The organism is Sphingobium aromaticiconvertens (genome assembly GCF_037154075.1).
GTDB lineage: Bacteria > Pseudomonadota > Alphaproteobacteria > Sphingomonadales > Sphingomonadaceae > Sphingobium > Sphingobium aromaticiconvertens.
This window is the reverse complement of record NZ_JBANRJ010000001.1, coordinates 1,037,501-1,051,942: the sequence shown is the minus strand read 5'-3', so window position 1 is coordinate 1,051,942 and position 14,442 is coordinate 1,037,501. Positions and strand designations below refer to the sequence as shown.

General features: G+C 63.9%; 12 protein-coding genes (1 of these 12 running past the window's edge). 9 read left to right on the top strand and 3 right to left on the bottom strand.

Annotated features, from left to right (window positions below; all coding sequences use genetic code 11):
- Positions 1-106: 106 nt before the first annotated feature.
- The 9 genes from WFR25_RS05190 to WFR25_RS05150 all read left to right on the top strand — a co-directional run bounded on the left by WFR25_RS05190 (position 107) and on the right by WFR25_RS05150 (position 9,358).
- Positions 107-565: a CoA transferase gene (locus WFR25_RS05190; protein ID WP_336969189.1), complete on the top strand. Its 459-nt coding sequence runs from the start codon at positions 107-109 to the stop codon at positions 563-565.
- The gene (locus WFR25_RS05185) at positions 562-1,014 is read left to right on the top strand and encodes a MaoC/PaaZ C-terminal domain-containing protein (RefSeq protein ID WP_336969188.1); all 453 of its coding nucleotides are present in this window, start codon (positions 562-564) and stop codon (positions 1,012-1,014) included. Before WFR25_RS05190 ends, WFR25_RS05185 begins: the two co-directional genes overlap by 4 nt.
- Positions 1,015-1,018: 4 nt before the next feature.
- The gene (locus WFR25_RS05180; RefSeq protein WP_336969187.1) at positions 1,019-2,038 is read left to right on the top strand and encodes a sugar ABC transporter substrate-binding protein; all 1,020 of its coding nucleotides are present in this window, start codon (positions 1,019-1,021) and stop codon (positions 2,036-2,038) included.
- On the top strand, positions 2,032-3,531 hold the full coding sequence (locus WFR25_RS05175; protein ID WP_336969186.1) for a sugar ABC transporter ATP-binding protein: 1,500 nt from the start codon (positions 2,032-2,034) through the stop codon (positions 3,529-3,531). Before WFR25_RS05180 ends, WFR25_RS05175 begins: the two co-directional genes overlap by 7 nt.
- Complete coding sequence (locus tag WFR25_RS05170) at positions 3,528-4,685, top strand: ABC transporter permease (protein ID WP_336969185.1); 1,158 nt, start codon at positions 3,528-3,530, stop codon at positions 4,683-4,685. The genes WFR25_RS05175 and WFR25_RS05170 overlap by 4 nt, the downstream gene beginning before the upstream one ends.
- Positions 4,682-5,875, top strand: a complete 1,194-nt coding sequence (locus WFR25_RS05165) for an ABC transporter substrate-binding protein (protein ID WP_336969184.1) — start codon at positions 4,682-4,684, stop codon at positions 5,873-5,875. The genes WFR25_RS05170 and WFR25_RS05165 overlap by 4 nt, the downstream gene beginning before the upstream one ends.
- On the top strand, positions 5,872-6,921 hold the full coding sequence (locus WFR25_RS05160; protein ID WP_336969183.1) for a Gfo/Idh/MocA family protein: 1,050 nt from the start codon (positions 5,872-5,874) through the stop codon (positions 6,919-6,921). The genes WFR25_RS05165 and WFR25_RS05160 overlap by 4 nt, the downstream gene beginning before the upstream one ends.
- 12 nt (positions 6,922-6,933) lie before the next feature.
- Positions 6,934-7,662 carry an SDR family oxidoreductase gene (locus WFR25_RS05155; protein WP_336969181.1) on the top strand — a complete coding sequence of 243 codons (729 nt, stop codon included), beginning with the start codon at positions 6,934-6,936 and terminating at the stop codon, positions 7,660-7,662.
- A gap of 178 nt (positions 7,663-7,840) precedes the next feature.
- Positions 7,841-9,358, top strand: a complete 1,518-nt coding sequence (locus tag WFR25_RS05150; protein WP_336969179.1) for an MGH1-like glycoside hydrolase domain-containing protein — start codon at positions 7,841-7,843, stop codon at positions 9,356-9,358.
- Between the two features lie 111 nt (positions 9,359-9,469).
- Here WFR25_RS05150 and WFR25_RS05145 read toward each other — a convergent pair whose 3' ends face one another.
- From WFR25_RS05145 to WFR25_RS05135, 3 genes are all read right to left on the bottom strand, one after another.
- Complete coding sequence (locus WFR25_RS05145; RefSeq protein WP_336969177.1) at positions 9,470-12,469, bottom strand: TonB-dependent receptor domain-containing protein; 3,000 nt, start codon at positions 12,467-12,469, stop codon at positions 9,470-9,472.
- Positions 12,470-12,623: 154 nt separating this feature from the next.
- A complete protein-coding gene (locus WFR25_RS05140) occupies positions 12,624-12,854 on the bottom strand; it encodes a hypothetical protein (RefSeq protein WP_336969175.1) in 231 nt (76 codons plus the stop codon).
- Positions 12,855-12,865: 11 nt separating this feature from the next.
- On the bottom strand, positions 12,866-14,442 hold the 3' portion of the coding sequence (locus tag WFR25_RS05135) for a DUF5060 domain-containing protein (RefSeq protein ID WP_336969172.1). It continues 10 nt past the right edge of the window; the window shows 1,577 of its 1,587 coding nt (coding positions 11-1,587); its start codon lies beyond the right edge, outside the window; it ends in the stop codon at positions 12,866-12,868.

Here is a 14,442-nt window from a genome sequence, read left to right as displayed (position 1 = left end):
TGGCCCGTGGCATTTTCTGCCCTGCGGCAGGTTCGGCTTAGACACCCAGTTCCTAATTCAGATCAGAGGCTTACGCCACTCCCGCCAACCCTTCAGGACACTTTTGGTGAATAAGGCGGGCTATCTGGCCGCGCCCTATGGCATCTATCGGACGGCGGACGGCCATATGGCGCTGGCCATGGCGCCGGTCGACCGGCTGGGCGCGCTGATCGACTGCGCCGATCTGACCGATTTCGCGCCAAACCGCTGGTTCGCGGATCGCGACGCGATCAAGGCGCGGCTGCGCGATCATCTCGTTGGCCAATCCACCGCCCACTGGCTGTCGCGGCTCGAACCTGCCGGCATCTGGGCCGCGCCGGTGCTGGACTGGCCAACGCTGATCGCCGACCCCGGCTTTGCCGCGCTGGACGCGGTGCAGTCCGTCACGTCGCCTGATGGCGCGTCCCTGTCGCTGACCCGCTGCCCCATTCGCATCGATGGCCGGATCATCAAGAACGAACGCGCGGCGCCCCGACTGGGCGCCGACAGCCAGGCCATCCAGTCAGACATCACAGGTGCCGCATGATCGTGGAACAGTATTTCGAGGACTATGATATCGGGTCGGAACGCCGGAGCTTCGGCCGCACGATCACCGAAACCGATTTCGTCGTCCATGCTGGCCATACCGGCGATTTCTTCCCGCACCATATGGATGCCCACTGGTGCGCGACACAGGATATCGGCCAGCGGATCGCCCATGGCACGATGATCTTCAGCATCGGCATCGGCCTGACCGCCACGGTCATCAACCCCCATGCCATGTCCTATGGCTATGACCGGCTGCGCTTCATCCGCCCGGTCCATATCGGCGACACGATCCACACGATCACCCGCATCGCCGACAAGCGCGACCACGCCAAGCGGATCGACCATGGCGTCGTCACCGAAGCGGTCGACATCCGCAACCAGCGCGACGAAACCGTGCTGGCGTGCGAGCATCTGTATCTGGTCCTGCGGCGCGACGCGGCCGCCTGAAACCATGATATTGCGGAGCCGTCATGTCCTGCGCGCGCTGTCGCTGGTCGTCCTGCTGATCGCGGGCGCATCGCTCATCGCGGTGCGGCAGACGGTGCAGGCGGGCCGCCCCGCCTCCCCCCCTGTGCAGGTCGGCGGGGACCGGTACGGCCTGTCCACCGTGGGCCTCAGCTATCCATTCGCCGCCGCCATCGCCAAGGGATTCAGCAACGCCGCCGCGCGCGCGGGCGCTATGGCGGTCGTGCTTGACGCCAAGGGCGACGTACAAAAGCAGGCCAATGATATTGACGACCTGATCGCCCAGCGCGCCAAAGGCATCGCGATCATGCCGATCGATTCCGTAGTGGCGCAGGGCTGGGTCGACCGCATCGGGCGGCAGGCGATTCCGGTCGTGTCGGTCGCAGCACTGATCGGCGATCCGCGCAAACGATCGGTGCGCGACGTCTATCCGGGGCTGACCGCGCTGGTATCGCAGGACGAGGTGACGGCGGGCGAAGCGGCCGGCCAGCTCGCCGCGCGCCTGCTGCCGACCGGCCGACCGGCACGGATAGCGGTAATCGAGGGCGCCGCCGGTTTCCCGGAAGTCGAACAAAGGGCGCGCGGGTTCCGGCAGGCGCTGGACAAGGCGGGCATCCTCTATCGCATTATGGCCTCTCAACCCGGCAACTGGTCGTCGCAGGGGGGCGAGGCGGCCTGCCAGAATATCCTGACCGCCCAACCCCGGATCGACCTGATCTTCAATGAGGCCGACGACATGGTGATCGGATGCGCCCGCGCGGTGCGCGCCGCCGGGTCGAAGGCGCGGCTCATCGGGGTCGGCGGATCGCGGCTGGCGATCGCGTCGATCAAGGCCGGGGCCGTGGACGGCACCGTCTGTTTCAAGCCAGAAGCGTTGGGCGCGCTTGCCTTCGCCGCGCTGCATCGCGCCGCCAACGGCGCAAAGGCAGGAGGCGACCGTTTTCTGACCTATCCCATCCCCGCCGTCACCCGCGCCAATGTCGATGCGTGTGTCGGCCAATGGTGATGCCCATCCTGACCCTGCAGGGGCTGGCCAAGACCTACCCCAACGGCACCGCCGCGCTGAAGGGCGTCGACATGACCGTCGCGCCGGGCACGGTCCATGGCCTGCTGGGCGCCAACGGCGCGGGCAAGTCGACGCTGATCAAAATATTGGCGGGCGCCCTGCAACCCAGCGACGGCCGGATGGAATGGCAGGGCGCGCCCGTCACGTGGACCGGCCCCGCCGCACCCAGGGCGGCGGGCATCGCCACCATCTACCAGCATGTACCGCTGGTCCCGACCCTGTCCGCGATCGAGAATATCCAGCTCGACCGTTCCGGCCTGTGGCGTCGCGATCTGGTCGCGCGGGATCATGTGCAGGCCATCGTCGACGATCTGGGCAACCCCTTTCCGCTTGATGGGCTGGTCGCCGACCTGCCGATCGGCAAGCGGCAGATGGTCGCCATCGTTCAGGCGCTGGCGGCCGATGCGCAACTCATCATCATGGACGAGCCGACCGCTTCGCTCGCAGGCCATGAGCGCGACAATGTCTATGCCACCATTCGCCGGTTGAAGGCAGAGGGCCGGACGGTGCTGTTCATTTCCCACTTCATCGACGAGATCATCGCCCTGACCGATTGCGTCACGGTCCTGCGCGACGGTCGGGCGGTCCTGAACGCGCCGACCGCGCAGCTCAGTGAAAAGGCCGTGGCCGACGCCATTGCCGGGCGCGCGGTGCAGGCCCTGCAGCGCGACGGCCATAAGCGCGCCTTCGGCGACGCCATATTGGAGGTGCGCGATCTGGCCGCGCCGGGGCGGCTGGCTCCCACCAGCTTCATGTTGCGCGCAGGCGAGATTATCGGCTTGGCGGGCCTGCTGGGATCGGGACGCAGCGAATTGCTGCATGCCATTTTCGGCGCTGATCGCGATGCCACCGGCACGGTGCTGGTCGACAAACAATCCGTCCTGCATCGCACCGACGAGGCAGTCGCTGCCGGATTGGCGCTGGTGCCGGAGGATCGGGCGAAACAGGGCTATGTCCCGTTGCTGTCGCTGGCCGACAATATCGCGCTGGCCGACCCCGGCGGGTTCATAAAGCCATCGCGCGACGAACGCGCACACGCCGCCGAAGCGGTCGCGCAACTGGCGATCCGGGCGAAGGATATAGACGCCCTGCCGACCGATCTGTCAGGCGGCAACGCGCAGAAGGTGGTGATCGCCAAATGGCTGAAGCCGCGCACGCGTGTGTTGATGCTGGACGAGCCGACCGCCGGGATCGACATCGGCGCGCGCACCGACATATTGCGGCTGATCCGTTCACTGGCCGACGACGGCCTCCCGGTCTTGCTGGTTTCGTCCGAATTTGCCGAGCTGATCGCTATCTGCGACCGCATATTGGTGATGCGCGACGGCCATGTGGTCGCCGACGTCGATCCTGACCGCGTGGACGAAGCCGACCTCCTCCTCATCGCCGGCGGCGGACGTCGGCCCGATCCTGTTCAGGGAGTTGCCCCATGACCGCCCCTACCGACTGGCGTCGCATCTTCGGATTGCGCGAAGCCGGCGTCTATTATGCGTTGGCGCTGCTGATCGCGGTGTTGGCCGCGATCGCCGCCAACCGCGGCCTGCCCGCCTATATCAGCGGCCAGAATCTGGGCAATATCGCCTATCAGGCTGCGCTGGTCGGCATCATGGGTGTTGCCATGACGGTGATGCTGATCACCGGCGCCTTTGACTTGTCGGTGGCGTCAGTGGCGGCATTGGCGGCGGCGGTGCTGGTTGCGTTGGCGGGTCAGATCGGCTTCGTACCCGCCGCCGTCGCCGCGCTCTGCACCGCCGCCGCGATCGGGCTGCTCAATGGCGCGATCGTCCAGTTCGTCGGCATTAACGCCTTCATCGTCACGCTGGGCACGCTGACCGCCGTGCGGGGGCTGGTGTTAATCCTGACCGACGGGCGATCGCTGATGGTCGAGCAGCCGCAGGTGCTGGCGCAGATGCTGGCGTTTGAGAGTACGCGCATCGCCGCCTTCTGGCCGATGCTGATCCTTGCAGGAGTGCTTCTCGCGCTCGGCGCATGGCGGCGGCACGGGCCGACGGTGCTGGGCGGCGCGGCGCTGGGCGCGGTGGCTTTGGCGGCCGGTCCCGGCCTCAGCCTCGCCGCGCCAGTCCTCTATCTGGCACTGTTCACCTGTCTGATCGGCTTCGTGCTGCGCTTCACCGTCATGGGCCGCCGCATCTATGCGGTGGGCGGCAATGCGGAGGCGGCCCGGCTGTCGGGCATAAATGTCGACGCCTACCGCATCGGCGCTTTCGTTCTGTCCAGCGCCGCCGCGGGCTTTGCGGGGATATTGTTCGGCTGCCGTCTGGGAGCGATCAACCCGACCGCGCTGCAGGGGACGGAACTGACGGTGATCGCCGCCGCGATCCTGGGTGGCACATCGCTGCTGGGGGGCGCTGGCAGCGTGTTGAAGACCGTGGTCGGCGCTTTCCTGCTTTTCACCCTGACCAACGGGTTCAACATCCTCAACCTGGGCGCCAACTATCAGGGGCTTATCGAAGGCATCGTCGTGATCACGGCGGCGGCGATCTACACGGTGGGCGCGGGCCGGGCGCGGCGTCCGGCAAAAGCCGACACCTCCCCACCCCCTTCCGCACAGGGAGCAGCGGCATGACCCCCCCCACGCTGCGCGTCGCCGTCCGGCGGTTCGGGCCGTTCGAGAGCGCCATCATCAAACAATTTGCCGACTTCCTGGCGGTCACAGGCATCGATGCGTCGATCGAGGCGGTGCCGATGGACCTCAATCCGCTGCATGAGAGCATCATCGGCCAGCGCGGCCTTGCCAGCGGCGCGTGGGACATCGCCTTCATGGCGACCGACTGGCTGGCCGAAGCGCAAGCGGCGGGTCTGCTGGAGGATCTGGCGCCGCACATGACACGCGCGCCAGTGCCGGACTTTCCGCAGGCCTGGAGTCCGTCGCTAACGGGCATGCAGCGCTTTGCCGGCGGCTATTGGGGGATGCCCTATCATGACGGACCGGAATGCCTGATCTACCGCCGCGACCTGCTGGACGCCGCCGGGCTGGACGTGCCCCGGACATGGGATGATTATCATGCGGCGGCGCGAGCGCTGCACCGGCCGCAGGACGATCTGTACGGAACCGTGCTGGCGTTGTTTCCCGATGGGCATAACGGCTTCTACGATTTCTGCATCCACATCTGGTCGCGGGGCGGCGAGCCGTTCGACGCGGCCGGACGCCCGGATTTCACCAGCGGCCCGGCCCATGCGGCGCTTGATTATCTGCGCGCGCTGGCGGCCGATGACGGGGCGATCGCGCCCGATGCGCGGACGCTGGACAGCGTCGCGTCGGGCATGTTGTTCGCGCAGGGCAAGGTTGCCCTGATGGCCAACTGGTTCGGTTTCGCCGCCTATGCCGACACGGCCGACGACAGCCGGGTGCGCGGGCTGGTGGATGTCGCTCCCCTGCCCGCTGGCCCGTCCGGCCAGAGCGTATCGCTCAACGTCTTCTGGGTGCTGGGCATCGGTTCGGGGTCGCGGCACAAGGCGCTGGCCTGGGATTTCCTGCGCCATTGCGCCAGCGCGCCGATGGACCGGATCACGGCGATGGAAGGCGCTATCGGCGTGCGCCGGTCGACCTGGAGCGATCCGGACATCAACGCCATGATCCCCTATTACCACCGGCTCGACTGGCTGCACGATCATGCCCGCCAGATGCCTTTGACGCCGCATCTGGCGGCGATATCGCAGATCGTCGATGACATGCTGGGCCAGGCGATGACCAGTAACGCGCCGACTGCGCAGTTGCTGGCGCAGGCACAGACGCGCGCAGAGCAGATCGTATGAGCGCCCTGCAGCAACATTGGCCGATGCCGACGGCGCCCCGGCCCATCGTCATCATCGGTGCAGGCGGGATCGTGCGCGACGCGCATCTGCCAGCCTATCGCAAGGCGGGGTTCGTCGTCGCGGGCCTGTTCGATACCGATCGACACCGGGCGCAGGAACTGGCTGATGCGTGGAATGTGCCGATCGTCTTTGGATCGCTGGAGGAAGCGGCGGCGGCGGATGCCATATTCGACGTGGCTGCGCCGCCGGTCGCGCATCGGGCTATCCTGTCCGCCCTGCCCGAAGGCGCAAGCATATTGTTGCAGAAGCCGATGGGGCTGGACCTGGCCGAAGCAACCGCGATCCGGCAGCTATGCCGGGACCGACGGCTGATCGCCGCCGTCAATTTCCAGCTTCGCTATGCACCGATGATGCTGGCGGTCGCCGATGCGATCACGCGCGGCGATCTGGGCGAACTGGTCGAGATTGAGGTCCATATCAACCTCGTCACGCCATGGCATCTGTTCCCCCATCTCAATGCCAATCCGCGCGTGGAAATCGTGTCGCATTCGATCCATTATCTGGATGCGATACGTGCGCTGGCGGGCAATCCCCTGGCAGTGATGGCACGCAGCTACGGCCATCCGTCCAGCCCGCTGGCGGACACGCGCACCAGCGCGATACTGGACTATGGCAGTGCGCTGCGCGCGGTCCTGTCGATCAATCATCATCATGATTTTGGCCGTCGTTTCCAGGACGCGGCCTTCCGCATCGAAGGGACGCAGGGCGCGGCGATGATCAAGCTCGGCCTGTTGCTCGACTATCCCACCGGCGAGGCAGATGAATTATGGACTGCCCCGCGTGGCGGACCATGGGAACAACATTCGCTGGACGGCGGCTGGTTTCCCGACGCGTTCATCGGCCCGATGGCCAATCTCCAGCGCTTTACCGCGGGGGAGGATGACCGCCTCGCCACCCATGTCGAGGATGCCTGGCACAGCATGGCGCTGGTCGAGGCCTGTTATCAATCCAACACCCGCCCCGGCACGCCTGTGCCCGGATATTAGGAGAGCCAAATCGTGATCGACCTGTCGGGCAAGACCGCCCTCGTCACCGCCGCCGCCCATGGCATAGGCCGTGCTTCCGTCCTGGCGCTGGCGCAAGCGGGCGCGCATGTCATCGCCACCGATATCGACGAAGACGCTCTGGAAGGACTGAGCGGTGCGTCGGTGGAAACGGCGCGGCTGGACGTGCTGGACCCGGCCGCCATCGACGGCATGGCCGACCGGATGGCCCGCGCGGACATCCTGTTCAACTGCGCGGGCGTAGTCCATAGCGGGACGCTGCTGGAAGCCTCCGACGACGATCTCGACTTTGCCTATGCCCTGAACATCAAGGCGATGACCCGGATGATCCGCGCTTGCCTGCCCGGCATGATCGATCGGCGCGAAGGCGCCATCATCAACATGGCCTCGGTCGCTTCCAGCGTGAAGGGCGTGCCCAATCGCTTCGTCTATGGCGTGACCAAAGCAGCGGTAATCGGCCTGACCAAGGCAGTGGCCGCCGATTATGTGGGAATGGGCGTTCGCTGCAACGCCATCTGTCCCGGTACGGTCGACACGCCTTCGCTTAACGCGCGGCTGGCGGCGCAGGGGGATTATGAGGAAACCCGTGCCGCCTTCGTCGCGCGGCAGCCGATTGGACGGCTGGGTCAGGCAGAGGAAATCGCCGATCTGGTCGTCTATCTGGCGGGCGCAACCTATACTACGGGACAGATTCACAATATCGACGGCGGCTGGTCGATATGATGGATGTACAGGTTTACAACATGTTTATATGTTTGTAGCCTGCTCACCACGAAGTCGGCTGTCACCCCATGGGGTCGGCGCACATGCTGGATGGATAGCGCCATGCCCCAGAACAGGATTTTCCCGGCAACGGGCCATTCGCTCAATCGCCGCGCTGCTGGGGCTGGGAGCGGGCGGCGTGGCGATCGCCGCCGCTCCCGCACTCGCTGCGCAACCGCAACCACTCGCCATACTCGATTATGCGCGTTTCGGGCATCATGTCGATCGGTTCAATGCGCAGGATCCGGAACGCCCGTTCAACCTGATCCCCAACAGCGGGGCATGGGAATGGATGATGCGCAACGTCCCGGCCTTCGAATGTCCCGACCCCCAGGTTGAGGAAATCTACTGGTTCCGCTGGTGGAGCTATCGCAAGGCGCTGGTCCGCACGCCCGAGGGCATAAACGCCACGGAATTCTATCATCGCGCACCGGTCAGCAGCGCCGTCGGCCATCATGTGATGGAAGGACGATGGTTGCGCGACCCAAGCTGGGTCGACAACATCCTGCGCTACTGGCTGGGCGATCGTGCCGATGGGGCGGCGCCCAAGGATCTGTTCAAATATAGCGGCTGGACGATCTGGGCCGCCTGGCAGCGCTGGCTGGTCACTGGCGATACCGCCGGGATGGCCGCCATGTTCGATGCGTTCCAAATCTATTATCAGGGCTGGGAGCGGGAAAGGATGAACCCGGACGGGTCATTCTGGCAATATGACGTGCGCGACGCGATGGAGGAATCGATCAGCGGTTCGCGCACGGATCGCAATCTGCGCCCGCCGCTCAACAGCTATATGTACGGCAACGCCGTCGCGATGGCGGCGATCGCCCGGCTGACCGGACGGCCCGAACTGGAGCGCGGCTACCGCGACAAGGCCGCGACACTCAAGCATGTGGTGCAGGATAGATTGTGGGATAAGCGCGCCGATTTCTTCAAAGTGCGCTTCGTCCACCCCGGCCAGCCCGACGACGGCACGCTAAGCGATGCGCGCGAGGCGTTAGGCTTCATCCCCTGGTATTTCGACCTGCCCGACCGAGAGCGCGGCTATGAGGCGGCGTGGGCGCAGCTTCGCGATCCCCAGGGCTTCGACGCACCCTTCGGCATCACCACGGCAGAGCGGCGGCATCCGCGTTTTCGATACCGGGTCGAGGGGCGGTGCGAATGGAACGGGCCGGTCTGGCCATTCGCGACGTCGCAGACGCTGACGGCGCTCGGCAACCTGTTGAATAAGGGCGCGCAGCCGCATGTCGCCACGCGCGACTATTTCGATGCATTGCGCACCTATGCCCGCGCGACCTATCGTGACGGCAAGCCCTATATCGGCGAATATCTGGATGAGGTGACGGGCCGATATCTCCACAACGATCTGGAACGCGGCCGATATTATAACCATTCTACCTATTGCGACCTGGTGATCAACGGGCTGGTAGGCGTGCGGCCTGAAGCGGGAGAGCGGCTGGTCGTACATCCGCTGGTGCCCGACGATGCCTGGGACTGGTTCGCCCTTGACGGGGTTCCGTATCGCGGGCGCATATTGACGATCCTGTGGGACCGGGACGGCGCGCGCTATCGCAAGGGCAAGGGGCTGACCCTGCTGGTCGACGGTAAGGTGGTTGCCCGTTCGGCAAAGCTCAAGCGGCTGTCCGCCCGGATCGCATAGCCGTGACCGGTCGATCCTGACCGGCGACATTCGATCACCCGATCCAATCCAAAGAAAACCCGACCCGGCAGTTTGCCGGATCGGGTTCCAAGGGGGGAGGAGGGAAGGCGCTTACATCGTCACACGCACGCCGGCGTAGAAGCGACGCCCAAAAGGATCATAGGTGTAGCCATTGCCCGGCAGGCCTGCATACAGCACGAACGGCTGCGTATCGGTCAGGTTCTTGATGCCGAAGAACATCTGGTATTTTTCGCCCGCATTCACGCGCAACTGGACGTTCGTGTAGAAATAATGCGGGATCTTGAAATATTTGCGATCGACCGGTGTGCCATCTGCCATCAGATAGTTGGCGCGGAACGGTTCCTCCAGATAGGCGGCCGACACATATTGGCCCGTGACCGAGAAGCCGAACGACTTGGTGTCGAAGCTGATGGTGCCCGACGCCGGATCAGACGGCGTGCCAAGTTCACCCTTCAGGTTGCGCTTGGCCGCGCCCGCTGTCGGCGTGGTGTAGCTGCGCAGGAGGTGGCTGTAGCTGCCCGAGACGCTGAGCCTGCCGTTGATGCCCACATTATCAAGCGTGGTGAAATAGGACATGCTGAAGTCCAGCCCCTCGACAATGCGGACGCCGGTACCGTTGACAAGCTGCCCACGGAACTGGTCGATCGAGCCGACGCTATACGGACCGACCGGAGTGGTGCGGCGGATGATTTGGTCGCAAAACTGATCAAAACCCTGAACGTAGCAGAGGTTTGCGGTAGTGCTCACATTGTTAGCGCCGAAACCGCCCGTGATCTTCAACTTATAATAATCGCCGGTGACGGTCAGATTGCGCAGCGCATTGATCGACACCGGGTTGATGACCGCACCCAGCGTTTGGGTGATCGCATATTGCTCCTTCAGGTCGGGATTCGGCACGGTCAGGGTGGTCACCGAAGCCCCCCGATCCTGCGTGTTGAGCGAGAAGACGCCGCCATTGGCGTTGATGTTCGCGACAACCGACGCATCGCGACGGCAATTCACGCTCGTCGCGTCGGCGCTGGTGAGCGTGACGCCAAGGCACGGATCGGCCACGGTGTCGATTGTCACCTGCGCGGGGCGGAACAGCTCGCTGATCCCCGGCGCGCGGATCGCGCGGGCGTAGACGCCGCGGAACCGGATGTCGCGGACCGGCGCATATTCAAAGCCGACATTATAGCCGATGAAAGTGCGGGTAAGCTGCGAATATTTGGACGCGCGCGCCGCACCGCGCGCCGTCAGATTGTGAAAGAAGGGGATATTGGCGAGCAACGGCACCTGCAATTCACCATAGGCTTCCTTGATGGTGATCGCCCCGGCGGTGTTGGTCTGCTGCGCATAGCCGTTGCGCCCGGCATTGGCGATCGGATCGAAAATCTCGCTGCTGGTTTCGCGCCGATGTTCGATGCCCGCAGCGATCTGGACGGGACCGGCGGGCCATAGCTGGAACAGCGGACCGTTGATGTTGGCCGAAAAGTCCGACAGCGTCTGGCGTGAATCGCGCAGCACCGTACCGCGAGTATAGGCAATTGCGTCAGAAGAAAGGCGGCCTTCTCCGAAAATATTGGCGGGTACGCAGCCCGCCGCGCGGGCGACGGCGCTGGCGCAGATGACCTCCGATACATCGCCGTCGCGGTCAAAATCGTTGATGTCACGGACGGCCTCCAGCGCCTGCGCGTAGCGATCGGCGTTGACGACGCCGCTGCCATTCTGGTTCGCGCGTGCAACACCATAGGAATACCAGGCCTCATACCGCCAGTCCGAGCCAAGATCACCCTCGGCCCCTACGGTCACCTGATAGGTTTCGCGTTCCTGACGGGAAGTGAAGCCGCCATAGTCGCTCAATCGCTTGCTGAAGCTGATGTCGCGCAGGCCATCGCGGTTGGTATCGGTTGCGGCATTGAAGATCGCATCGGGCACGAATGCGTTACGCACCTTGCTAGTGGTCCCGGCCTGCGACGTGATGTAGGATTCGATATTGTAGACGCCGCCATTGCCAAACACGCCTAGCCCACCGCCCGACACCAGCCCCAATGGGTTCAGATAGGCGGTGGTGGTGGTGCGGGCATAGGTGCCCTGCGCAAACAGATTGATATTATCGTTCAACTCGTAATTGATCCGCGCAGCGGAATTCAACCTCTGGAGCGGATTGGCGAGCGCACCGAAGGGCGCGCCGTTAAAGGTTTCACTGGCCAATGGTGGGCGTGCCATACCGTCTGCGCCAACCGTGAAGTTGCGTCCGCCCGCCGTGAACAGGCCTGCAGGGGTCGTCTGCGAATAGATTGGCACTGGCACGAACAGATTCTGCGCAGCGATGAGGTTGTTGTCATCCCGCGTCCCGCGCCGCTGAGTCGTGCCAAGGCTGGTAAAGCCGCCTGCGCTGAAGTCGCGGTTCGCGGCAGAGACGAGTTCCTGCTTCGACCAACCGACATAGAAAAGCGCGTTGCCGCGACCATCGGCGAAGTTGCGGCCCAGCGTCAGGTCGGCCTGATATTCGCCATTGTCGCCGCGTTCCGACAGGCCCGCCTGCACGTTCGCCTGCAGGCCGTTATAATCCTTCTTGAAAATGAAGTTGACGACGCCCGCCAGCGCGTCCGACCCATAGACGGCCGAAGCGCCACCGGTGAGGACCTCAATCCGGTCGACGAAGCCGGTCGGGATAAAGCCGACATCGTTGGACACCATCCGGCGACCATCAATCAGTGTAAGCGTCAGGCCCGGCCCCGCATTGCGCAAACCGATCTGCGACGATCCGGTGCCCGACCGGCTGCCGTTTGAGGAGGTGCGGCTGTTGCCGGGATTGCCGAAGGTCGGATTGAGCTGGATCGCGTCCAGCACATTGATGAAGGCTTCGCGCTTGATCGATTGCTGGTCGATCACCTGCAGCGGGCTGGGCGAGGTCAGAGTCGGGCTGCGCAGGCGGCTGCCGGTGACGACGATGTTGCGGGTCAGATCCGAATCAGACTGGTCTTCGACACGTTGCGGCAGGGCACCCCCTGCCCCTTCCGCCGTCTGCGCATAGGCGGCCCATGATTGACAACTGATGATTGCAATAGCCGCACTCGCAAAAAGATAGCTTTTGCGCATATCCATATCCCCTCCTGTACTTCAAACGGCCCTGCTCGCTCGTTTGAAACCAAGTTACAGGTTGGTTGCAATGTTGTAAATTGGTATGATGATTATTTGAGCAGTTTTCATGGCATTGTAGCGCTGGCGCCACAATAGGTTTACAAGCACTATCGGCGTCCTAGAGCGCGCGGAGTAAGATCGCTGGATCGAGCCGATCGCCGGACAGCAGCGGATTGAGAAAGCGCCCGTCGCCCAGATCGGCAATCCGCTGACGATCGAAGCCACGCCGCCATTGGGGTGGCTGGACTTGCCGCGCCGGAAGCCCCACCATTGCCTCACCGCATCCCGCCATATGACCCGCGAGCAGGGTTCCGCCCAACGCCATCGCCAGGTTTTCCCGCCGCGTCACCTACATGCCCGTCACACCTTGACCATACGCACCGCGATCCACGGCTTGCCGGGAAGGGGCAGCGTCGGCCGTGCGGGGTCGTGGACGTCATACTGGTTCTTGCGCGCCATCCTGAACACGCCATTGACCGGCGTAATCGTCATGTTCCAGCTATCGATGATATCGGCACGATAGGTTTGCAGCGCCGCTTCGCCGCGCCCCGGCAAGACCACCTGCCATTCGGTCGGCTGTTCCGATCCGAAATATTTCAGGAAATATTCGTGCTGCTTGCCGCCGATATGATAGTTCCACCATGGCTGGATCGGCTCGATCCCTGGAACCGGTCCCTCCTCCATGATGCGCCGCAAGAAAGCGAGACGCGGAGCGCTGTTGCCGACCAGTTTGCCGCCCTTGCCCAGCCAGGACGAATCGGCGTTGCGGCCCGGATCAATGGTTTCGCTGTGCCCGACATAGGTGCCGCCGATCAGCCCGAACCAGAAACGTTCGACCATTTCCTCGCCGGTCAGTTGACCCCAGCGTTCCGCCAAATTGCCTTCATAGACGACCTCATCGAAAATCACCGGCTTCAGCGTGAAGGCGCGATGCAGTTCGGCTCGCAAATCATCCAGCACCGCCGCTCCGTTCTGGATGCTGGCATGGGTGATCCATGGCTTTCGATGATCATAATAGGTGTTTATCTGATGGATCGATCGCAGCCGATCATGCGGGTCGGCCGCGACGAGTATCTGGAACAGATGGTCCCAATCCTCGATCGATTTGCTTTCCACATCGTCATATTCATTGGCCATCGACCACCAGACGTTGCGATAGGCGCCGAAACGGGCGGAAATGTAGCGCACATAACGCTCGTCATCCTCCCGCTTCATGTCCGAATAGCCCCGCTTTTCGTCATAAGGGTGGTAGAGGATGACATCAGCCTCGATACCGAGCGCACCCAACCGCTGGATGCGATCCTCATAACGCCGGAAATAGGCGGGATCGAAGCGCGTCGGATCCCAGGCGCGCAGGCCATCACCGGTGCGCGCGAACGGGTTGGTCGCGACCGATTCCACGTTGGGGAAGACCAGCATCCGCATCTTGTTGAATGGTGCGCTCCCCAGCGTTTTCAGCGTTTCGGCGCATTTCGCATCGGATTGCAGCGCCCAGCTATAGCAGGTCGTACCGATCTGCCGGAACGGCGTGCCGTCAGCATAGGCGAAGTGATAGCCGTCCTTGCTGATGCGAACCGGGCCATGATTATCCTTCGCCGGCGCGATGGCATCGAAACTGCCTGAACGCCCGGCGAGCGAGGCATTGTTGCTTTCGCTCGTCCAACGCCATTGGCCAAGTTCGGGCGGGCTGAAGCGGATGCGATAGACGCCGTCGCCGTCATAGAAGCCAGGAACCTTGACCCGCGTGCCCCACCCCTCGAACGTGGCGGCGACCTGAACGTCGTCGAACGGTTTACCCTCGCGCGGGCCGTCCAAGGCGATCTCGTAAACGCCCCAGCGCTCCACCGAGCGGGGCGGGGCGGCAACGCGCGCCATTGCGGCCGGGGCGGCAGTGATAGTGCTCAGCGCCGCCGCGCGTGTCAGCATGTCGCGTCGCG

What these genes read in the sequence shown, in the direction of transcription:
- WFR25_RS05185 (WP_336969188.1), top strand. Translation starts at nt 562, where the DNA reads ATGATCGTGGAACAGTATTTCGAGGACTATGATATCGGGTCGGAACGC.
- WFR25_RS05180 (WP_336969187.1), top strand. Translation starts at nt 1,019, where the DNA reads ATGATATTGCGGAGCCGTCATGTCCTGCGCGCGCTGTCGCTGGTCGTC.
- WFR25_RS05175 (WP_336969186.1), top strand. Translation starts at nt 2,032, where the DNA reads ATGGTGATGCCCATCCTGACCCTGCAGGGGCTGGCCAAGACCTACCCC.
- WFR25_RS05170 (WP_336969185.1), top strand. Translation starts at nt 3,528, where the DNA reads ATGACCGCCCCTACCGACTGGCGTCGCATCTTCGGATTGCGCGAAGCC.
- WFR25_RS05165 (WP_336969184.1), top strand. Translation starts at nt 4,682, where the DNA reads ATGACCCCCCCCACGCTGCGCGTCGCCGTCCGGCGGTTCGGGCCGTTC.
- WFR25_RS05160 (WP_336969183.1), top strand. Translation starts at nt 5,872, where the DNA reads ATGAGCGCCCTGCAGCAACATTGGCCGATGCCGACGGCGCCCCGGCCC.
- WFR25_RS05145 (WP_336969177.1), bottom strand. Translation starts at nt 12,469, where the DNA reads ATGGATATGCGCAAAAGCTATCTTTTTGCGAGTGCGGCTATTGCAATC.